Source organism: Kitasatospora albolonga (genome assembly GCF_039535905.1).
Taxonomy (GTDB): Bacteria; Actinomycetota; Actinomycetes; order Streptomycetales; family Streptomycetaceae; genus Kitasatospora; species Kitasatospora albolonga.
Map to the genome: position 1 here is coordinate 1 of NZ_BAAAYB010000022.1, position 22440 is coordinate 22440.

Below are 22440 nucleotides of genomic sequence, written 5' to 3' on the forward strand. Positions count from 1 at the left end.
TGGTGACGGATACCCCGAGAAGACAGTAAGGTAAACCTTACCTAAGTCTTTTCGAAGGGGAGTCCGTTGGCCAGCCGGATCGTGGTGGTGAAGTTCGGTGGGAACGCCATGGTGGACGAGGAGTTGAAGGCGGCCTTCGCCCGGGACGTGGTCGCCCTGCACCGGGCGGGGGGTGCATCCGGTGGTGGTGCACGGGGGCGGGCCGCAGATCAGCTCTCAGTTGGACCGGCTGGGGTTGGAGTCGAGCTTCACGGCGGGGCTGCGGGTGACCACGCCGGAGACGATGGACGTGGTGCGGATGGTGCTGGCCGGCCAGGTGCAGCGGGAGCTGGTGGGGCTGTTGAACCGGCACGGGCCGCTGGCGGTGGGGCTGACGGGTGAGGACGCGCACACCATGACGGCGGTGAAGCGGTACGCCGAGGTGGACGGAGAGCAGGTGGACATCGGGCTGGTGGGCGACGTGGTGAGCGTCGAGGCCGGTGCGGTGCGGGCGCTGATCGCCGACGGCCGGATCCCGGTGATCTCCTCGATCGCCCGTGGGGCGGACGGCCACGTCTACAACGTCAACGCCGACACCGCCGCCTCGGCGATGGCCGTGGCGCTGGGCGCCGAGGTGCTGGTGATGCTCACGGACGTGCCGGGGCTGTATGCCAACTGGCCCGAATCCGTCGAGGTGATAGGGGAGTTGACCGCCGGTCAGCTGGAAGGGCTGCTGCCCTCGCTGGCCGGGGGGATGCTGCCCAAGATGGAGGCCTGCCTGCGGGCGGTGCGCTCCGGGGTGGGTGCGGCCCAGGTGCTGGACGGGCGGGTGCACCACAGCCTGCTGGCGGCGCTGGGCGGCTCGGGTGCGGGGACCACGGTCCTTCCTTAGTTGGTGCACATGCCGAATTTGACTCTCGATCAGTCATGCGAGAAGTTGATTAGGTAAGCCTTACCTAATCAATCAACTCCTCTCTGACTCCAACGGAAGGAACACGATGTCGCGTCTGCGCGAGACCAGCCCGGGGCAGGACGCCGGTGCCGAGGACCTGATAGGCATCGGCTTCGGCCCCGCGAACCTGGCGCTGGCCATCGCCGTCGATGCGCACAACGAGCGGAACCCGCAGGAGGCGCTCTCCGCCCGCTTCGTGGAGCGGCAGGAGCGCTTCGGCTGGCACCGGGGCATGCTGCTGGAGGGCGCCACCATGCAGGTCGCCTTCCTCAAGGACCTGGTCACCATGCGGGACCCGCGCAGCCGGTTCAGCTTCCTCTGCTACCTCCAGGAGCGGGACCGGCTGGCCGACTTCATCAACCAGAAGTCCTTCTACCCGACCCGCCTCGAGTTCCACGACTACCTGGAGTGGTGCGCCGCGGAGTTCACCGACGCGGTGGACTACGGCCGCAGCGCGGTCCAGGTCCGGCCGGTGGTCGAGGCGGGCCGCACGGTGGCGGTGGAGGTCGTGACCGAGGCCGCGGCGGGCGGGGCGGAACGCAGGACCCACCGGGCGCGGAACCTGTCGGTCGGGACCGGCCTCACGCCGTGCCTGCCGGCCGGCGTCACGGCGGGGGAGCGGGTCTGGCACACGCGTGACCTGCTCCACCGCGCACCGGAGCTGACGGAGCTGAAGCACCGCAGGTTCACCGTCGTCGGGGCCGGTCAGTCCGCCGCCGAGGCCGTCGAGTACCTGCACCGCGCCTTCCCCGGGGCCGAGGTCTGCGCGGTCTTCTCGCGCTACGGCTACAGCCCGGCCGACGACAGCCCCTTCGCCAACCGGATCTTCGACCCCGAGGCCGTGGACCACTACTACGGCGCGCCGGAGTCGGTGAAGCAGCGGCTGCTCGACCTGCACGCCAACACCAACTACTCGGTGGTGGACGGCGATCTGATCGAGCAGCTGTACCGCACGGTGTACCAGGAGAAGGTGGCCGGCCAGGAGCGCCTGCGGATGCTCAACACCACCCGCCTGGTCGGTGTCGAGGAAGTGGCGGACGGGGCCCGCGCCCAGGTGCGGAACCTCGCCACGGGCGAGGAGTACGGCCTCGACTCGGACGCGGTGGTGCTCGCCACCGGGTACGCCCACGTCGACCCGCGCGAGCTGCTCGGCGAGCTGGCGGCCGACTGCCTGGTGGACGGGGGAGGGCGCCTGCGGGTCGACCGCGACCACCGGGTGCTCACCGCCGAGCACGTGGAGGTCGGGATCTACCTCCAGGGCGGCACCGAGCACACCCACGGGATCACGTCCTCGCTGCTGTCGACGCTGGCGGTCCGCTCCGGTGAGATCAGCGACTCGCTGCTGCTGCGGCGCACCGCCGCGCGGCTCCGCACGAGCGTCGGATAGCGCTGCGCCCGCAGGGGCGCGAGGCCCTGCTGACGTGCGGCTCCGCCGCGCGGGCGCGCAGCGGAAGAAAGTGGCCCGATCGCCGGGTGCGGAGAGCCACTTGCAAGTGAACGCCCGTACCCGGCAACCGGGGCATGCCTTGCTGCTGCGCGCCCGCGCGGCGGAGCCGCACATCAGCAGAGCCTCGCGCCCCTGGGGTGACCACTACCAACGAACGGATTGCGCGATGCCTGGACTCGATCTGGAGAGCCTGCGGGCCGATCTCGCCGAGGTGCTCGGCGAGGAGCCGGAGGCGATCGGGGACGAGGACGACCTGCGGGACCTCGGGCTGGACTCGATCCGGCTGATGAGCCTGGTGGAGACCTGGCGCACCCGCGGGGCCACCCTCGGCTTCGCCGACCTGGTCGAACTCTCCCCCACCCCCACCCCCACCCTGGCCGGCTGGGCCGCCGCCCTCGCGCCCTGACCCGCCGTCAGCACTGCACCTCGCACCTCCCCCCATCTAGGAGAACCATGAACACCCGTGTCCTGACCAGCCGCAGAATCGCCGCCGCCGCCACGGCCGCCGCGGTGCTCTCGCTGGCCGCCTGCGGCTCCGACGCCGCCAAGGACGCGAGCACCTCCGGCGACGCCAAGGCCTCCGCCGCTGCTCCGAAGACCGTCCAGGCCACCAACGGCACCGTCACCGTCCCGGCGAAGGTCGAGCGGATCGTCACCGTCTCGTACGCCACCGGCGCGCTGCTCGACCTCGGTGTCCAGCCGGTCGGCACCTCGACCCTCGATGAGAACAACCCGGTCGAGCTGCTGCCGACCCAGAAGGAGGCGGCGGCGAAGATCGAGCCGATCGGCTCCGGCGTCGAGCTCAACATCGAGAAGATCGCCTCGCTCCGTCCGGACCTGATCGTGGTCGAGGGCGCCAGCGCCTTCGACTGGGGGATCAAGAAGCTGGAGGGCCTCGGCGCCCCGGTGCTCTACTTCGCCGTGGACAAGCCGGTCGACCTGCTGAACGCGCAGGAGAAGATCGCCACCGCCGTGGGCAAGGAGGCCGAGTTCAAGAAGCTGAAGTCGGACTACGAGGCCAAGGCCGCCAAGATCAAGGCCGACTACGCCGGCAAGCTCAACTCGGTGAAGTGGACCATCGCCTCCTCCTACGGCGGCGGCGAGTTCCTGGTCGACACCAGGACCAGCTGGGTCGGCCGGGTGCTGGCCGACGCGGGCGCCCAGTTCTCCACCGCCTCGGCGGACGACAAGGAGCACGAGGTCACCTACTCGACCGAGAAGCTGGACGTGCTCGGCGACGCGGACGTCATCCTGGTGCCCAGGACCGTGGCCACCGGCCAGGTGCCGCAGGACACCAAGGACCTGGAGAAGCAGCCCTCCTGGCAGAACCTCAAGGCCGTCAAGGCCGGGAAGGTCGTGCCGGTCGGCTACGCCACCACCGACCGGTACGGCACCTCGATCGACGTGCTGAACCAGATCGAGACCGTCCTCAAGGGCCTCTAGCCCTCCGCGAGACCCCGGGCGGCCGCCGAGCAGTGGCGGCCGCCCGGCCCCCGCGCGCGCCCGCACCACGGCCGGGCCGCGCCCCGCAACTCCCGCACCGCACCCCCGGAGAGACCGACCATGGCAGAGGCCAGCACCCAGCCGACGGAGACCACCGCGCAGGCCGCCCTGCCGCTCACCGCGGCCGAGGCGGGCGTGCTGGCCGCCCAGCGGATCGACCCGGAGAACCCCTGCTACAACGTCGGCCAGTACGTCGAGCTCGACGGACCGGTGGACGCCGCCCTGCTGGAGCGGGCGCTGCGGCAGGTGCTCGCCGAGGCCGAGGGCCTGGACTTCCGGCTCGCCGAGCGGGACGGCGCCGCCTTCCGGCTGCCGCCGGTCTTCGACGCCGAGGCGTGGCGGTTGGAGCGGTTGGACACCCGGACGGCCGGGGACCCGGACGCCGCCGCGATCGCCGTGGTGCGCGAACTCCTGGCGCGGCCGGTCGAGTTGGCGGGGGACGGCCCGAAACCAGGCGCGCTGCTGGCCCGGACCGGTGAGCAGCGGCACCTGCTCTTCCAGTGGTTCCACCACCTGGCGGTGGACGGCTACGCGGTGGCGATGCTCACCCGCCGGGTGGCCGAGGTGTACAGCGGGCTGGCCGCCGGGCAGGAGCCCGGACCCTCGCCGCTGCGGCCGGCGGCCGTGCTCGCCGAGGCCGAGGCCGCCTACCTGGCCTCCCCGCAGGCCGCCGAGGACCGCGCCTACTGGACGGCCCGCTTCGCCGACCTGCCCGGCGCCCCCGGGCTGACCGAGCTCACCGCCCCGGCCTCGGCCACCGTGCTCCGCCACCGGCTGGAGCTGACGGCCGCTCAGTCGGCCGTCGTGCTGGCCGCCGCCCGCACCGCCAAGGCCACCTGGGCCGAGGCCGCCACCGCCGGGTACGCCGCCTACCTGCACCGGATGACCGGCAGCGTCGAGCCGGTCATCGGCACCCACTTCATGGCCCGCACCGCCCCCGGCACCCTGCGGGTGGCCGGCACCGCCGTCAACATCCTCCCGCTGCGGCTGCCGGTGGACGGCGGCGAGGACTTCACCGCACTGCTCCGCCGGGCTGCCGCCGTGCTCAAGGAGGCCCGCCGCCACCAGCACCACCGGGGCGAGGAGCTGCGCCGCGAACTGGGCCTGGTCGGGGCCGAACAGCGGCTCTACGGGCCGCTGTTGAACATCAAGCCGTTCGACCTCGCGCTGGACTTCGCCGGGGTGGCCGGACGCACCGTCAACCTCGCGGCCGGCCCGGTGGACGACCTCCAGCTGGCCGTGACCAAGAGCCCGGACGACGTGATCGCCCTGGAGTTCGACGCCAACCCCGCGCTGTACACCGCCGAGGAGCTGGCCGCCCACGCCGAGCGGTGCGCCGCGCTGCTGGTGGCGCTGGCCGAGGCGCCCGGGCGGGCGCTGCGGGACCTGCCGCTGCTGACCGGGGCGGAGCAGGCGGCGCTCGACGGGTGGAACGCGACCGGCCGTCCGGCGGACGTCCGGTCGGTGGTGGAGCTGTTCGCCGAGCGGGCCGCTGTCGCGCCGGAGGCAACCGCGGTGAGCGCCGTGGACGGCACCCTGACGTACGGTCAGCTGGACGAGCGGGTGGGGCGGCTGGCCGCGCTGCTCGCCGGACGCGGGGCGGCCGGGCGGTTCGTGGCGCTGGCGCTGCCGAGGAGCACCGCGCTGCCGGTGGCCGCGCTCGCCGTGCTCCGGGCCGGCGGCGCCTACCTGCCGATGGACCTCGACTACCCGGCCGACCGCCTCGCCTACATGGCCGAGGACGCCCACCCGGTCTGCGCCGTCACCACGGCGGAGGCGGCCCGCTTGGTGCCGGCCGGCCTGCCGGTGGTCGTGCTGGACGACCCGGCCACCGTCGCCGAGCTGGCCGCCCTGCCTCCGGCCCCCGTCACCGCGCCGGACCCGGCCGCGCCCGCGTACGTCATCCACACCTCCGGCTCCACCGGCAAGCCCAAGGGCGTGGTGGTGGAGCACGGGGCACTGGCAGCCTTCCTGGCCGCGATGCGCCCGAAGCTGGAACTCGGGCCCGGGGACGCGCTGGTGGCCGTCACCACGGTGTCCTTCGACATCGCGGGCCTGGAGCTGCACGGCCCGCTGACCACCGGTGCCACCCTGGTCCTCGCTGACCGCGACACCGTGCTCGACCCGGCCGCGCTCGGCGCGCTGGTGCAGGAGCACCGTCCGAAGGTGCTGCAGGCGACGCCCACCCTGTGGCACCTGCTGCTGACCGAGGCGGCGGAGTCGGCCGAGGCTGCGGGCGGCGCGTACGAGGCGCTGGCCGGGGTGCACGCGCTGGTCGGCGGCGAGGCGCTGCCCGCCGAGCTGGCCGAGCGGCTGGCCCGGGCCACCCGGCGGGTGACCAACGTGTACGGCCCGACCGAGGTGACCATCTGGGCCACCTCCGCCGAGCTGACGCCCGACCACACCGGTGTGCCCGGCATCGGCGTCCCGTTCGCCGGGACCAGGGCCCACGTCCTGGACGGCGCCCTGCGGCCCGTCCCGCCCGGTGTCCCGGGGGAGCTCTACCTCGCCGGTGAGCAGCTGGCCCGCGGCTACCTGGGCCGCCCCGGCCTGACCGCCGGCAGGTTCGTCGCCGACCCGTTCGCCCCGGGGGAGCGGATGTACCGCACCGGCGACCTGGTGCGCCGCACCCCCGACGGCGCGCTGCACTTCCTCTCCCGGGTGGACGACCAGGTCAAGCTGCGCGGCTTCCGGATCGAACTCGGCGAGGTGGAGGCCGCCCTGACGGCCCGTCCGGGCGTCACCCGCGCCGTCGCCGCCGTCCGCGAGACCGCCCCCGGCCGCCCGCAGCTGGTCGCCTACGTGACCGGCACCGAGGCCGACCCGGCCGCTCTGCGCGCCGACCTGGCCGCTGCCCTGCCCGAGTACATGGTCCCCGCCGCGATCCTGGTGCTGGACGCCTTCCCGCTGACCGCCAACGGCAAGATCGACCGCCGGGCCCTGCCGGACCCGGAGCTCACCGCGACCGCCGGCCGGGCGCCCCGGACCGAGACCGAGCGGGTGATCGCCGACCTGGTCAAGGAGGTGCTCGGCCTCGCCGAACTCGGCGTGGACGAGAACTTCTTCACCCTCGGCGGCGACTCCATCTCCGCCATCCAGCTGGGCAGCCGGGCCCGCCGGGCCGGGTACGCCATCACGCCCCGCGTGGTCTTCGAGCGCCGCACCGTCGCCGGGATCTCCGCCGCCGTCGAGGCCGCGACCGCGCCCGTGGAGACCGAGCAGCGCCCCCTGCTCGACCCCGAGCAGCGCGAGCGCCTGCTCGCCGCCCACCCCGGGGCCGAGGCCGTGCTGCCGCTCTCCCCGCTCCAGGAGGGCCTGCTCTTCCACGCCGAGCAGCAGCGTGCCGAGGACGCCGACGACCTCTACACCTCGCTCACCTCCCTCCAGCTGCGCGGCCCGCTCGACCAGGAGCGCCTCGCCGCCGCCGTGGACGGCGTCGTCAACCGGCACGCCGCGCTGCGCGCCTCCTTCAGCACCGACGCCCTCGGACGCCCCGTCCAGCTGATCGCCCGTCAGGTCACCGTCCCGTGGACCCACCACGACCTGACCGCCCTGCCCGCCGACCGGCAGGCCGCCGCGCTCGCCGAGATCGAGCAGCAGGAAGCCGCCCGCCGCTTCGACCTCACGGCGCCGCCCCTGGTCCGCTGCGCCCTGGTCACCCTCGGCGCCGACCACCGTCACCTGGTGCTGACCCGTCACCACACCGTCATCGACGGCTGGTCGATGCCGGTGCTGCTGCGCGAGCTGTTCGCCGCCTACGGCGGCACCGAGCTCGCCGCGCTGCCCGCCACCACCCCCTACGCCCGCCACCTGGAGCGGCTGGCCGCCCGGGACCTGGCCGCCGACAGCGCGGCCTGGAGCGCGGCGCTCGCCGGACTCGAGGGCCCAACCCTGCTGGCCGACGCGCTCGGTGCCCCCGCCGCAGGCTCGGCCCCCAGCCGGGAGCTGGAGCTCCCGATCGGCCCCGAGCTGGCCGCCGCCCTCACCGCCACCGCCCGCTCCCACGGACTGACCCTCAACACCCTGGTGCAGGGCGCCTGGGCGATCCTGCTGACCCGCCTCACCGGCCGCGCCGACGTGGTCTTCGGCGCCACCGTCTCCGGCCGCCCCGCCGACCTGCCGGGCGTGGAGTCGATGGTCGGCCTGTTCTCCAACACCGTGCCGGTGCGCTTCGCCCCGCGCGAGGACGAGTCCGTCGCCGAGGCGCTGGCCCGGCTCCAGGCCGCGCAGTCCGCGCTGCTCGACCACCAGCTGCTCGGACTCGCCGAGATCCAGGCCCTGGCCGGGCACGGCACGCTGTTCGACACCCTGCTGGTGGTGGAGAACTACCCCGTCGACCCCGACGCCCTGACGGCCCGTGAGCTCCGGGTCGCCGGTCTCACCCACCGGGGCGCCACCCACTACCCGCTGACCGTCCTCACCCTGCCCGGCGAGCACCCGCAGCTCACCGTCGAGTACCGTCCCAACGTCTTCACCGACGCCCAGGCGGCCGCCGTCGGCGCCCGCCTGCTGCGCCTGCTCACCGCGCTCGCCGAGGCCCCGCAGACTCCTGTCGGAGCCCTGGAGATCCTCGACGAGGCAGAGCGCGCCCAGCTGCTGGACGGCTGGAACGCCACCACCCGCCCGCTGCCCGGCGGCACCGTGTTGGACGTCTTCGCGGCCACCGCCGCCACCACCCCCGAGGCCCTCGCCGTGGTCTGCGGCGAGCAGCGCCTCACCTTCGCCGAGCTGGCCGCCCGCGCCGAGCTGACCGCCCGTCACCTGGCGGCCCTGGGCGCCCGCCCCGGCACCGTGGTCGCCCTCGCGCTGCCGCGCTCCGCCGAGTCGGTCGCCGCCCTGCTGGGCGTGCTGAAGTCCGGCGCCGCCTACCTGCCGGTGGACCTGGACCACCCGGCCGAGCGCGTCGCCCTGATGCTGGAGGACGCCGAGCCGCTGCTCACCCTGACCACCGCCGAGGTGGCCGAGCGCCTGCCCGTCCTCGACGCGTACGGGCTCGGCCCGGTGCTGACGGAGCGTCTGGGCGAGCTGTCGGCCGAGCCGGTGGCCCCGCACCCCGACGACCTCGCCTACGTCATCCACACCTCCGGTTCCACCGGCCGCCCCAAGGGCGTCCAGGTGCCGCACCGGGGCCTGGCCAACATGCTGGAGCACCACGCCGCCACGGTCTTCGCCCGCGCCGTCGAGGCGGCCGGGGGCCGGCGCCTGCGGGCCGCGCACACCGCGTCGTTCTCCTTCGACTCGTCCTGGGAGCAGCTGCTCTGGCTGCTCACCGGGCACGAGCTGCACGTCTACGGCGAGGAGCTGCGCCGCGACCCGGAGGCGCTGACGGCCCGTCTGCTGGCCGACCGGATCGACACCCTGGACGTCACCCCGTCCTTCGGCCGCCAGCTGGTCGAGTGCGGCCTGCTGGACGACCCGGCGCACCGGCCGCTGCTCTTCCTGGTCGGCGGCGAGGCGGTGGACGAGGCGCTCTGGACCCGGCTGCGGGAGACCGAGGGCGTGATCGGCCACAACTTCTACGGCCCGACCGAGTACACGGTGGACACCCTCGGCGCCGACCTGGCCGACAGCCCGACCCCGTCCGTCGGCCGCCCGATCGGCAACACCCGGGTCTACGTGCTGGATTCACGTCTGCGCCCGGTGCCCGCCGGGGTGGCCGGTGAGCTCTACATCGCGGGCCCCGGCCTGGCCCGCGGCTACGGCAACCGCCCGGCGCTGACCGCCGCGCGCTTCACCGCCGACCCGTACGGCGACCCCGGCACCCGGATGTACCGCACCGGCGACCTGGTCCGCCACCGCCCCGACGGCACGCTGGACTACCTCGGCCGGGGCGACGACCAGGTGAAGATCCGCGGCTTCCGGGTCGAGCCCGGCGAGGCCGAGGCCGCGCTGGCCGCGCTGCCCGGGGTCACCCAGGCCGCCGTGCTGGTGCTGCCCGCCCCGGGCGGGGCCAAGCGCCTGGTCGGCTACGCCGCCCCCCGCGGAGCTGGACACCGCCGTGCTGCGCAAGGCGCTGGCCACCACCCTGCCCGAGTACCTGGTGCCCTCCGCGATCGTGGCGCTGGACCGGCTGCCGCTGAACGTCAACGGCAAGCTGGACCGCCAGGCCCTGCCCGCGCCGGACGCCGCCGCCTACGCCGCGCCGGTCGGCCGGCCGCCCCGGGACGAGCGGGAGGCGCTGGTCTGCTCGGTCTTCGCCGAGGTGCTCGGTCTGCCCGCGGTCGGTCCGGACGAGGACTTCTTCGCGCTCGGCGGCCACTCGCTGCTCGCCACCCGCGTCACCGGCCGCCTGCGCGCCGGGCTCGGCGTGGAGACCGCCGTCCGGGACCTGTTCGAGACCCGCACCCCCGCCGCCCTCGCCACCCGCCTGGCGACGGCCGCCGCGGGGCGCCCCGGCCCGACCGACCGCCCGCGCCCGGAGCTGCTGCCGCTCTCCGCCGCGCAGGCCCGGCTCTGGTTCCAGTACCGCCTGGACGGCGCCACCGCCGCCTACACCATCCCGTGCGCGGTGCGGATCGACGGCCCGCTGGACAGCGAGGCCCTGCGAGCCGCCTTCGGCGACGTGGTGGCCCGGCACGAGGCGCTGCGCACCGTCTTCCCGGACCGCGACGGCCGCCCGTTCCAGCGGATCCTGACGCCCGCTCGGGCCGGGGTGCCGTTCGCGGTGGAGGAGACCACCGTGCACCGGCTGTCGCGTGCGGTGGCCGCCGCCGGGGCGTACGCCTTCGAGCTGGCCGAGGAGATCCCGGTCCGCGCCACCCTGCTCACCACCGGGCCCGAGCGGCACGTGCTGAGCATCGCGGTGCACCACATCGCCGGTGACGAGTGGTCGGAGGGCGTGCTGCTGCGCGAGCTCGACCAGGCGTACGCGGCCCGGCTGGCCGGCACCGAGCCCGGCTTCGCCCCGCTGCCGCTCCAGTACGCCGACTTCGCGCTCTGGCAGGCCGAGCTACTGGCCGCGAGCGAGGGCCCGGCTGCCCAGCAGGGCGCCTACTGGGCCCGGCAACTGGACGCTCTCCCCGCTGAGTTGGCGCTGCCCACCGACCGGCCCCGGCCGACCGAGCCGAGCGGGCGCGGCGGCGCCGTCCGGCTGGCGCTGCCCGAGGCGCTGCACACCGAACTGCTGGCCTACGCCCGCCGACGCGGCGTCACCCCCTTCGTGGTCACCCAGGCCGCCGCCGCGCTGCTGCTCGGCACGCTGGCCGGGACGACGGACGTCGCCCTCGGCACCCCCGTCGCCGGGCGCACCGACGAGGCGGTGGAGTCGGTGGTCGGGTTCTTCGTCAACACCCTGGTGCTCCGTCACGACCTCGGTGGCGCCCCGAGCTTCGACCACCTGGTGGAGCGCAGCCGGGACGTGGTGTTCGGCGCGCTGGCGCACCAGGACCTGCCGTTCGACCGGCTGGTGGAGATCGTCAACCCCGAGCGCTCGCTCGGCCGGCACCCGTTGTTCCAGGTGATGGTGCAGCACCGCAAGGCCGGCGAGGGGCACACCGGCCTGTTCGGCGCCCGTACCGAGCTGCTGCCCGACCCGGTGCACGCCGCCCGCTTCGACCTGGCGCTGAACTTCGCCGAGTCGGCCGACGGCTCCCGCACCGAGCTCACCGTGATCCACGCGGAGGACCTCTTCGACCGCGCGACCGCCCGGCTGTTCGGCGAGCGCCTGCTGGCCGTGCTCACGGCCGCGCTGGCCGCGCCCGGCCGGGAGGCGGCCCTGATCGAGCCGCTCTCCGCGCAGGAGCGCCGGGGCCTGGCGGGGGAGTGGAACGCCACCGACCGCGAGGTCCGGGACGGCACCCTGCTGACCCGGATCGCCGAGCGGGTGGCCGCCACCCCCGAGGCCGTCGCGGTGGACTTCGAGGGCGCCACCCTGACCTACCGTCAGCTGGACGAGCGGGCGGGGAGGCTGGCCCGGGTGCTGGCCGCCCGGGGCGCCGGACCGGACCGGATCGTGGCCGTCGCGGTGCCGCGCTCGGCCGAGCTGATGGTGGCCCTGGTGGGCGTACTCAAGTCCGGTGCCGCGTACCTGCCGCTGGACACCGAGTACCCGGCCGAGCGGCTGGCCGCGATGGTCGAGGACGCCGCGCCCGTCGCCGTGCTCACCGTGCCGGGCGTGGAGCTCCCCGCGCTGCCCGGGGCGCCGCTGCTGGCGGTGGACGCCGACGGCCCGCAGGCCGAGCCCGCCGCCCCCGGCCCGGACCACGGCGCGTACGTCATCTTCACCTCCGGCTCCACCGGCCGCCCCAAGGGCGTGCTGGTCACCCACCGGGCCATCGTCAACCGGCTCGACTGGATGGCCGAGGTCTACCGCGTCACCGCCGAGGACCGGATCCTGCAGAAGACCCCGGCCAGCTTCGACGTCTCGGTCTGGGAGTTCTTCCTCCCGCTGGTCACCGGCGCCCGGGTGGTGCTCGCCCGCCCCGGCGGCCACCGCGACCCGGTCTACCTGGCCGGGCTCGCCGCCACCGCCGGGGTGACGGCCTGTCACTTCGTGCCGTCGATGCTGACCGCCTTCACCGCCGCCGCCGAGCAGGACCCGGCGTTGCGGGACGGCTTCACCGGCGTGCGGAAGGTGTTCTGCTCCGGCGAGGCGCTGCCCGCCACGGCCGTCGACCGCTTCGCCGCGCTCTGGCCGCAGATCGAGCTGCACAACCTCTACGGCCCCACCGAGGCGGCCGTGGACGTCACCTATCACCGGGCGTGGGCGGGGGCGGGCACCGTCCCGATCGGCCGCCCGGTCTGGAACACCAAGCTGTACGTGCTGGACGCCCGGCTACGGCCGGTGCCGGTCGGCGTCCCCGGTGAGCTCTACCTGGCCGGCGTCCAGCTGGCCCGCGGTTACCTCGGCCGCCCCGGGCTGACGGCCGGCCGCTTCGTCGCCGACCCCTTCGGGGCCGGTGGCCGGATGTACCGCACGGGTGACCTGGTGCGCCGCCGGATCGACGGCGAGGTGGAGTACCTCGGCCGCACCGACGACCAGGTGAAGATCCGCGGCTTCCGGATCGAACTCGGCGAGGTGGAGGCCGCGTTGGCCGCCGTCCCCGGCGTCGGCCAGGCCGCCGTCACCGCCCGCGCCCTCACCGAGGGCGGAGCGCGGCAGCTGCTCGGCTACGTCACCGGTGCCGTCGACCCGGCCGCCGTGCGGTCCGCCCTGGCCGCCGCCCTGCCCGAGCACCTGGTGCCCGCCGTGGTCACCGTGCTGGACGCGCTGCCGCTGAGCGTCAACGGCAAGCTGGACCGCAAGGCACTGCCCGACCCCGCGCGCGGTCCGGTGGCCGCCGCCCCGAGCGGGAAGCCCGCCGCCGCGATGGCCCGGGTCTTCGCGGAGGTGCTCGGCCTGGACTCGGTCGGCGAGGACGAGAACTTCTTCGCTCTCGGCGGCGACTCCATCGTCTCCATCCAGCTGGTCAGCAAGGCCCGCAAGGCCGGGCTGGAGATCACCGCCAAGGACGTCTTCACCCACCCGACCCCGGCCGCGCTGGCCGCGGCCGCCACCGGCCTGGCCGACGCACCGTCAGCCGTCCTCGCGGTGCCGCAGGACGGTGAACTGCCGGTCCTCCCGGTGGTGCACTGGCTGCGCGAGCGCGGCGGGCCGATCGACCGCTTCAACCAGTCGGTGCTGCTCACCGTCCCGGCCGGGCTGGACGAGCGGGCCCTGCGCACCGCGCTGGCCGCCCTCGCCACGAACCACCCGGCGCTGCGGCTGAAGCTGGACCGCACCGACGGGGTGTGGACCCAGGAGGTGCTGCCCGCCGCCCAGGCCCCGGCCGTCGCCGACCCGGCTACCCTGCGGGTGGTCACCGGACTCGGGGCCCTGGCCGCCGAGGCCGACCGGGCCGCCGCCGGGCTGGACCCGGACAGCGGCCGGGTGCTGCGGGCGGTCTGGTTCGACGCCGGACCGCAGGACGGCCGGCTGCTGCTGACGGTCCACCACCTCGCCGTGGACGGCGTCTCCTGGCGCACCCTGCTGCCCGAACTGGCCGACGGCTACGCCCGGGCCGCCGCCGGGCTCGCCCCCGCCGCCGAGCCGGAGGCGTACGGCATCGCCGACTGGGCCCGCGCCCTGCTGGCCGAGGCGCACCGCCGCCCCCGGGTGACCGAGGCCGCGTACTGGCGCACTGCGCTGGCCGGCCCGGCCGGTCCGCTCGGGGAGCTGGCCGCCGATCAGGAGCGGGACACCGTCTCGACCCTGCGCACCCTGCGCCGGACGCTCTCCGCCGACCGCACCGCACCGCTGCTCGCCGAGCTGCCGCAGGCCTTCAACGCGGGCGTGGACGAGGTGCTGCTGGCCGGGCTGGTGCTCGGCGCCGCAGCCGCCCACCCGCAGGCCGCCCCCGTCCTCCGGATCGACCTGGAGGGCCACGGCCGGGGCGCCGAGCTGACCGGGGTGCCCGCGCCCGATCTGGCGCGCACCGTCGGCTGGTTGACCACCGTGCACCCCGTCCGGCTCGATCTGGCCGGGCTCGACCCGGCGGCCGCGCTCGCCGGCGGCGAGCAGGCCGGTCGCGTGCTCAAGCAGGTCAAGGAGCAGCTGCGGTCCGCCCCCGACAAGGGGTTCGGCTTCGGCCTGCTGCGCCACCTCAACCCGCAGACCGCAGCCCTGCTGGCCGGGGCCCGCCACTCCGAGGTGCTGTTCAACTACCGCGGTCGGCTGGACGGCGCCGGAGCCCCGCTCGGCGGCTGGCCGTTCGCCCCGGCCGACGAGCGCGCCGTGGTGACCGCCGCGGCCGGGCCCGACCCGGCCCAGGCCGCCGGGTACCCGCTGGAGATCGACGCCGTGGTGCAGGGCGGCCCGGACGGGCGCCCCGAGCTGGCCGTCGAACTCAGCTGGCCCGAGGCGCTGCTGACCACCGCTCAGGCCGAGGCGCTGGCCGAGGGCTGGTTCGCCGCGCTGGACGCGCTGGCCCGGCACGGCGCAGGCGACGGGGCCGGTGGGCTCACCCCCTCCGACCTCGGCCTGGTCAGCCTCAAGCAGGCCCAGATAGACCGCCTGGAGGCCCGCCTGCGCGGCGGCGCCCGCCCGAGTCGCAGGCGCCGCCCGTGACCGCCACCGACCGCCCTGTCCGTACCGAGAACACCGAGAGCACCGAGAGCACCGTGACGAACTCCGCCGAACCGACCGACCAGCAGCCGGCCATGTCCGACCTGGAGGACGTCTATCCGCTGTCCTCGCTCCAGGAGGGCCTGCTCTTCCACGCCCTCTACGACGACACCGCGCAGGACGTCTACGTGGTGCAGTCGCACCTTGACCTGGCCGGGGACGTCGACACCGTCCGGCTGGCCGCCGCCGTGGACGCGCTGCTCGTGCGGCACGCGAACCTGCGGGCCGGGTTCTGGTACGAGGACCCGGAGGCGGTGGTCCAGTTCGTCCCGCGCACCGTGGCCACCCCGCTGCGCGAGGCCGATCTGACCGCGTTCGCCGGACAGGCCCGGGAGGCGGCCCTGGACGCGGCGATGACCGAGGACCGGCAGCGCCGCTTCGACCTCTCCGCCCCGCCGCTGCTGCGGCTCACCCTGGCCCGGCTCGGCGCGGACACCGCGCGGCTGGTGATCACCTGTCACCACCTGTTGCTGGACGGCTGGTCGATGCCGATCCTGGTCCGCGAGCTGCTGGCGCTCTACGGCTCGTACGGCGACCCCGCCGTCCTGCCGCCGGTGCGCCCGTACCGGGACCACCTCGCCCTGCTCGCCACCCGGGACACCGCCGCCGCCGAGGCCGCCTGGGCCGAGGCGCTGGCCGGCTTCGACCAGCCGCACCCCGTCGGCCCCGCCGTCTCCGCCGTGCCCACCGCCACCGTGGAGCTCACCGCCGGGCCCGAGCTGTCCGCCGCGGTGACCGCCGCCGCCCGCTCCCGCGGCCTGACCCTCGGCAACCTCGCTCACACCCTCTGGGCCGTGCAGCTCGGCTCGCTCACCGGCACCGCCGACGTGGTCTTCGGCACCACCGTCTCCGGCCGCCCCGACGACCTGCCGGGCGCGGAGGGCATGGTCGGCCTCTTCATCAACACCGTGCCCGTCCGGGTCCGGCTCTCGGCCACCGACACGCTGGCCGGCGCCACCGCCCGGGTGCAGCGCGAGCAGGCCGCCCTGATGGCCCATCAGCACCTGGGCCTGGCCGCGATCCAGAAGCAGGCCGCCGCCGAGGGCCCGCTCTTCGACACCCTGCTGGTGGTGGAGAACTACCAGGGCAGCGGCGAGGGCCTCGCCGAGTCCTTCGGCGCGCCCGCCGGGCTGGCGATCACCGGCCTCGGCGCCCGGGACGCCACCCACTACCCGCTCGGCCTCACCCTGCTGCCCGGCAGCGAGCTGCGGATCGAACTCGACCACCGCACCGACCTGTTCACCCCCGCCGAGGCCGCCCTCGCCGCCCGGCGCTTCCTCGCTCTGCTGGCCGCCTTCGCCGCCGACCCGGACACCCCGCTGGCCCGGCTCGACCTGCTCACCGCGGACGAGCGCGCCGCGCTGCCCGACGCCGTCTCCGGCGGCCCGCTGGCCGTCCCGGCCGCCCCCGTCACCCAGCGCCTGGCCGCGCATGCCGCCGCCACCCCGCACGACCGCGCGCTGGTGGCCCCGGCCCTGGCGGGCGGCACCGCCGAGCTGTCCTTCGTCGAACTCGACGGCGCGGCGAGCCGCCTGGCCCACCTGCTGGTCGCCGCAGGCCTGGGCGCCGAGCGGATCGCCGCGCTGGCGCTGCCCCGGTCCGCCGAGGCCGTCACCGCGATCCTGGCCACCCTCCGGGCCGGCGGTGCCTACCTGCCGCTGGACCTGGACCACCCGGACGAGCGCCTGGCCGACCTGCTGGCGGACACCCGCCCCGCCGTGGTGCTCACCACCCGCGCGGTCGCCCACCGCCTGCCCGCCGTCCCCGGCGCCACCGTCCTGCTGCTGGACGACCCGGCCGTCACCACCGAGCTGGCCGCCCTGCCCGCCACCGCCCCGGCCGTGACGGTCGATCAGGACGCCCCCGCCTACGTCATCCACACCTCCGGCTCCACCGGCCGCCCCAAGGGCGTGGTGATCACCCACCGGGGCCTCGGCACGCTCGCCGAGGAGCACCTCGGCGGCCCGTTCGCCGAGGTGGCCGCCGGCCGCCGGCTGCGGGTGCTCGGCACCGCCTCGTTCGCCTTCGACTCCAGCTGGGACCAGCTGCTCTGGCTGCTCGGCGGCCACCAGCTGCACCTGCTCGGTGAGGCCGACCGCCGCGACGCCGAGGCCGTGGTGGCGTACGTCGGGGCCGAGCGGATCGACGTGCTCGACAACACCCCCAGCTACACCCGCCAACTGATCGACAGCGGCCTGCTGACGGGCGCTCACCGCCCCTCGGTGCTGCTGCTCGGCGGCGAGGCGCTGCCCGATCCGCTCTGGACCGAGCTGCGCGCCGTGCCCGGCCTGACCGCGCTCAACTACTACGGCCCCACCGAGGCCACCGTCGACGCCCTGCTCGCCGATCTGGCCGACACCCCGGAGCCGGTGGTCGGCCGCCCGCTGCGCGGCTCCCGCGCGTACGTGCTCGACGGCCTGCTGCGGACCGCCCCGGCCGGCGCGGTCGGCGAACTGTACCTGGCGGGACCGCAGTTGGCCCGCGGCTACCTGGACCGGCCCGGCCTGACGGCCGAGCGCTTCGTCGCCGACCCCTTCGCCGAGGGCGAGCGCATGTACCGCACCGGCGACCTGGTGCGCCTCCGCGCTGACGGCGTGATCGAGTACCTCGGCCGCACCGACGACCAGGTGAAGATCCGCGGCCACCGGATCGAGCCCGGCGAGATCGGGGCCGCCCTGACCGAGCTGCCCGGCCTCGCGCAGGCCGCCGTGCTGGTGCTCCCCGGCGCCGTCCGCCGGATCGCCGCCTACGTGGTGCCCGCCGCCGGTGCGGCCGCGCCCACCCCGGACGAGCTGCACGCCGCGCTCGCGGCCCGGCTGCCCGAGTACATGGTGCCGTCCGCCTTCGCCGTGCTGGACGCCCTGCCGCTGAACATCAGCGGCAAGCTCGACCGGGCCGCGCTGACCGCGCTCGCCCTCGACTTCACCGGCGAGAGCGGCGCCCGGGCCGCCGAGACCGAGACCGAGCAGCTGCTCTGCGAGCTGTTCGCCGAGGTGCTCGGCCTGCCGGAGACCGGCGCCGACGCCGACTTCTTCCGCCTCGGCGGTGACTCGATCTCCTCGATCCGGCTGGTCGGTGCCGCCCGCGCCGAGGGCCTCGCCCTCAGCCCGCGCGACGTCTTCGAGCTCCGCACCCCCGCCGCCCTGGCCGCCCTCGCCGACCGGCGGGAGAGCGCCGAGGCCGGGCCCGAGCTGCCCGAACTCCCCGCCGCCACCGAGGCGGAGCTGCGGCTCGCGGCCGCCGCCGTGCCCAAGCTGGAGGTGGCCGAGCTCTGGCCGGTCTCCCCGCTCCAGCAGGGCCTGCTCTTCGAGGCCGGGTACGACGACCAGGGCATCGACGTCTACACCTCACGGGACGTCATCTCGCTGTCCACCCGGGTCCCGCTCGCCGTGCTGCACGGCGCGCTGGCCGGGCTGCTGGAGCAGCACCCCAACCTGCGGGCCGGTTTCCTGGCCGACGCGCTGGACCGCCCGGTCGCCTTCCTGCCACGCCTGGTCGAGGTGCCGCTCACCGAGGCCGACCTGTCGGCGCTGGACGAGAGCGCCTTCGAGGCCGAACTCGCCCGCCTGGTCGAGGCCGAGGCGCACACCCGCTTCGACCTGGCCAACCCGCCGCTGCTGCGGGTGGTCTCGGTGCTCGCCCCCGACGGCGGTCAGCGCATCCTGCTCACCAACCACGCCCTGCTCTGGGACGGCTGGTCGGCCGGCCTGGTGCTCCAGGAGCTGCTGACCCGCTGCCACCTCGGCCTGACCGGGACCGGCGACGGTCCCTCGCTCCCCGAGCCGGGCCTGCCCTACCGCGACTTCCTGCGCTGGCTCGCCGCCCAGGACCAGGAGCAGGGCCGGGCCGCCTGGCGCAGCGCGCTGGCCGGCCTGGAGGAGGCCACCCTGCTGGCCCCGCAGGCCCGCGAGCGCGCCGCCCTGCTGCCCGAGCAGGTCACCGCCGCCCTCTCCCCGGAGCTCTCCGCCCGCCTGGGCGGGTACGTTCGGGCCCACGGCCTGACCCTGAACACCGTGGTCTCCGGTGCCTGGGCGCTGCTGCTGGCCGGACTGACCGGCCGTCAGGACGTGGTCTTCGGTGCCACCGTCTCCGGCCGTCCGGCCGAGCTGCCCGGCATCGACGCCACCATCGGCATGTTCCTCAACACCGTGCCGGTCCGGGCCCGGCTGGACGGCGGCGAGCGGGTCGCCGACTTCCTGGCCCGGCTCCAGCGGGAGCAGACCGAGCTGCTGCCCCACCACCAGACGGGCCTCGGCGAGATCCAGCGCGACAGCGGCCTCGGCCGGCTCTTCGACACCCTCCAGGTGGTCCGCAACACCCCCGCCGACGACGAGCTGCGGGACCGGATCCGGACCGCGCTCGGCGTCCGGCAGATCGCCGACGTGGACGCCACCCACCTCCCGCTGATCTTCATCACCAACCCCGGCGAGGTGCTGGACTTCGAGTTCAAGTACCGCCCCGACGTCTTCGACCGGGAGACGGTCGAGCAGCACGCCGAGCGGATGGTGGCGCTGGTCACCGCCCTGGTCACCGACCCGGGCCTGCTGGTGCGCGACGTGGACGTGCTGACGGTGCGTGAGCGCGGTCTGGTGCTGGGGGAGTGGGCGGAGACCGGCCGGGAGCTGCCGGACGCGACGGTGGCGGATCTGCTGGCGGAGCGTGCCGCGTTGGTGCCCGGTGAGACGGCGTTGGTGTTCGGCTCGCGGTCGTGGTCGTACGCGGAGCTGGACGCGACGGTGAACCGGCTGGCGCGGTTGTTCACGGCGCGGGGGGCCGGGCCGGAGAGGGTGGTGGCGCTGGGGCTGCCGCGGTCGTTGGAGATGGTGGCGGCGCTGTTCGCGGTACTGCGTACCGGTGCGGCGTACCTGCCGCTGGAGCTGGACTACCCGAAGGACCGCTTGGCCTTCATGGTCGAGGACACCGCCCCGGTCGTCCTGGTGACCGACTCGACGGCGGCCGCGCTGATGCCGGAGCACGCGGCGACGGTGCTGCTGGACGACCCGGCGGTGGTCGCCGAGCTGGCCGGGATGTCCCCCGAGGCCCTGGGCGTGACGGTCGATCAGGACCTTCCGGCGTACGTCATCTTCACCTCGGGCTCGACGGGCCGCCCGAAGGGCGTCGTCACGCCGTACCGGGGTCTGACGAACATGCAGCTCAACCACCGCGAGGCGATCTTCGACCCGACGGTCGCGCTGGCCGGCGGCCGTCGGCTGCGGATCGCGCACACGGTGTCGTTCTCCTTCGACATGTCGTGGGAGGAGCTGCTCTGGCTGGTCGAGGGCCACGAGGTGCACGTCCTCGACGAGGCGCAGCGCCGTGACGCCCAGGGCTTGGCGGACTACCTCGACGCGCAGGCGATCGACGTCATCAACGTGACGCCGTCCTACGCCCAGGCGCTGGTGGACTGCGGTCTGTTGGACGAGGACCGGCACCGGCCGGCGCTGGTGCTGCTGGGCGGTGAGGCGGTGGCGGAGACCCTGTGGTCGAGGCTGCGCGACACCCCCGGGGTGCTCGGTTACAACCTGTACGGGCCGACCGAGTACACCATCAACACCCTCGGCGGCGGCACCACCGACTCCGACACCGCGACCGTCGGCCGCCCGATCTGGAACACCCGGGCCCACGTGCTCGACTCCTTCCTGCGCCCCGTCCCGGTGGGCGTCCCCGGGGAGCTGTACGTGGCCGGTGTGGGTCTGGCGCGCGGCTACCTCAACCGCCCCGGTCTGACCGCCGAGCGCTTCGTCGCCGACCCGTTCGGCGAGCCCGGGCGCCCGGATGTACCGCACCGGCGACGTGGTGCGGTGGCGCCGGCGACGGGCCTGCTGGACTTCCTGGGCCGGGCCGACGACCAGGTGAAGATCCGGGGCTACCGGGTCGAGCCGGGCGAGATCGAGGACGCCCTCGCCCTGCACCCGACTGTGGCTCAGGCCGCCGTGGTGGTCCGGGAGGACGTCCCCGGGCGTGAAGCGCCTGGCCGCCTACCTGGTGCCGGCCTCCGGTGCCGCCGTGGAGGTGGCCGCCGTCCGGGCCGAGCTCGCCGCCCGGCTGCCCGAGTACATGGTGCCGGCCGCCTTCGTCGTGCTGGACGCGCTCCCGCTGACCGTCAACGGCAAGCTGGACCGCGCCGCCCTGCCCGCCCCCGAGACCGGCGGCGCGGGCACCGGGCGGGCCCCGCGCGACGCCCGCGAGGAGCTGCTGTGCGGGCTGTTCGCCGAGGTGCTCGGCCTGGCCGAGGTCGGCCCCGAGCAGCACTTCTTCGAGCTGGGCGGCCACTCCTTGCTGGCCACCCGCCTGGTCGGCAAGGTGAAGGCCGCGCTGGGCACCCGCCTGACGGTCCGTGACCTCTTCGAGGCCCCGACCCCCGCCGGCCTGGCCCTGCGCACCGAGACCTCCGACCCGCGCCCGGCGCTCGCCCGGCGCGAGCGCCCGACCGACCTGCCCCTCTCGCACGCCCAGCGCCGGATGTGGTTCCTTCAGAACCTGGACGGTTCCGGCGCCACCTACAACGTCCCCTTGGTGGTCCGGGTGAGCGGCGCGCTGGACCTGGCCGCGCTGCGGGCGGCCGTCCGCTCCGTCACCGCACGGCACGAGAGCCTGCGCACCGTCTTCACCGAGCGGGACGGCGGGGTCTTCCAGACCGTGCTGGCCCCGGCCGGTGAGGTGCACGTCCGCCGCTCCACCGAGGAGACGCTGACCGCCGACGTCGAGGCCGAAGTCCGGTACGGCTTCGACCTGGCCGCCGAACTCCCGCTCCGGGTCTCGGTGCTGGAGCTGGGCGAGGCCGAGCACGTGGTGGTGCTGCTGTTCCACCACATCGCCGGTGACGAGTGGTCGATGCTCCCGTTCATCGAGGACCTGAACCAGGCGTACGCCGCCCACCTGACCGGCGGGCAGCCCGGCTGGGCGCCGCTGCCGGTGCAGTACGCCGACTACACCCTCTGGCAGCAGGAGCTGCTGGACGGAGCCACGGGTCTGGCGGAGCGTCAGGCGGGCTACTGGCGCGAGGCGCTGGCAGGCCTCCCCGAGGAGCTGCCGCTGCCGACCGACCACCCGCGCCTGCCCACCGCCCGCCTGGCGGGCGACACCGTGTACGCCCAGGTGCCGCCGGCCGTCTACCGCGGCCTGCGGGCCGCCGCCCAGGCCACCGGCACCACCACCTTCATGGTGCTCCAGGCCGCCGTGGCCACCCTGCTGCACCGCCTGGGTGCCGGCACCGACATCCCGCTCGGCGCCCCGGTGGCCGGACGCTCGGACAGCGCCCTGGACGGGCTGGTCGGCTTCTTCGTCAACACCGTCGTGCTCCGCAACGACCTGGCCGGCGACCCGACCTTCAGCGAGCTGCTGGCCCGCACCCGGGACACCGACCTGGCCGCCTTCGCCCACCAGGACCTCCCCTTCGACCGCCTGGTGGAGGCCGTCAACCCGCCCCGGGTGCCCGGCCGCCACCCGCTCTCCAGG

Annotated in this window: 5 protein-coding genes and 3 pseudogenes; all 8 read left to right on the forward strand. The window is 75.2% G+C overall.

All coding sequences use genetic code 11. The features are described 5' to 3' along the window. The first annotated feature begins 108 nt into the window (after nucleotides 1-108). Nucleotides 109-871 (forward strand): annotated as a pseudogene (gene argB / locus ABD946_RS06060) (acetylglutamate kinase). Between the two features lie 115 nt (nucleotides 872-986). Further along, nucleotides 987-2318 carry a lysine N(6)-hydroxylase/L-ornithine N(5)-oxygenase family protein gene (locus ABD946_RS06065; protein WP_380149830.1) on the forward strand — a complete coding sequence of 444 codons (1332 nt, stop codon included), beginning with the start codon at nucleotides 987-989 and terminating at the stop codon, nucleotides 2316-2318. 226 nt (nucleotides 2319-2544) lie between these two features. Next, complete coding sequence (locus ABD946_RS06070) at nucleotides 2545-2784, forward strand: phosphopantetheine-binding protein (RefSeq protein ID WP_345280834.1); 240 nt, start codon at nucleotides 2545-2547, stop codon at nucleotides 2782-2784. 47 nt (nucleotides 2785-2831) lie between these two features. After that, nucleotides 2832-3821 carry an ABC transporter substrate-binding protein gene (locus ABD946_RS06075; RefSeq protein WP_345280835.1) on the forward strand — a complete coding sequence of 330 codons (990 nt, stop codon included), beginning with the start codon at nucleotides 2832-2834 and terminating at the stop codon, nucleotides 3819-3821. A 120-nt stretch (nucleotides 3822-3941) separates the two neighbouring features. Then, nucleotides 3942-9896: pseudogene (locus tag ABD946_RS06080) on the forward strand (amino acid adenylation domain-containing protein); the annotation flags it as partial. After that, nucleotides 9880-14925 carry an amino acid adenylation domain-containing protein gene (locus ABD946_RS06085; RefSeq protein ID WP_345280836.1) on the forward strand — a complete coding sequence of 1682 codons (5046 nt, stop codon included), beginning with the start codon at nucleotides 9880-9882 and terminating at the stop codon, nucleotides 14923-14925. The pseudogene ABD946_RS06080 and the gene ABD946_RS06085, both read left to right, overlap by 17 nt. A 92-nt stretch (nucleotides 14926-15017) precedes the next feature. After that, nucleotides 15018-20858 (forward strand): annotated as a pseudogene (locus tag ABD946_RS06090) (amino acid adenylation domain-containing protein); the annotation flags it as partial. Nucleotides 20859-20943: 85 nt separating this feature from the next. Then, nucleotides 20944-22440: condensation domain-containing protein (locus ABD946_RS06095; protein ID WP_345280838.1), on the forward strand; the 1497-nt coding region annotated here is incomplete at its 3' end.

What these genes read in the sequence shown, in the direction of transcription:
- ABD946_RS06075 (WP_345280835.1), top strand. Translation starts at nt 2,832, where the DNA reads ATGAACACCCGTGTCCTGACCAGCCGCAGAATCGCCGCCGCCGCCACG.
- ABD946_RS06070 (WP_345280834.1), top strand. Translation starts at nt 2,545, where the DNA reads ATGCCTGGACTCGATCTGGAGAGCCTGCGGGCCGATCTCGCCGAGGTG.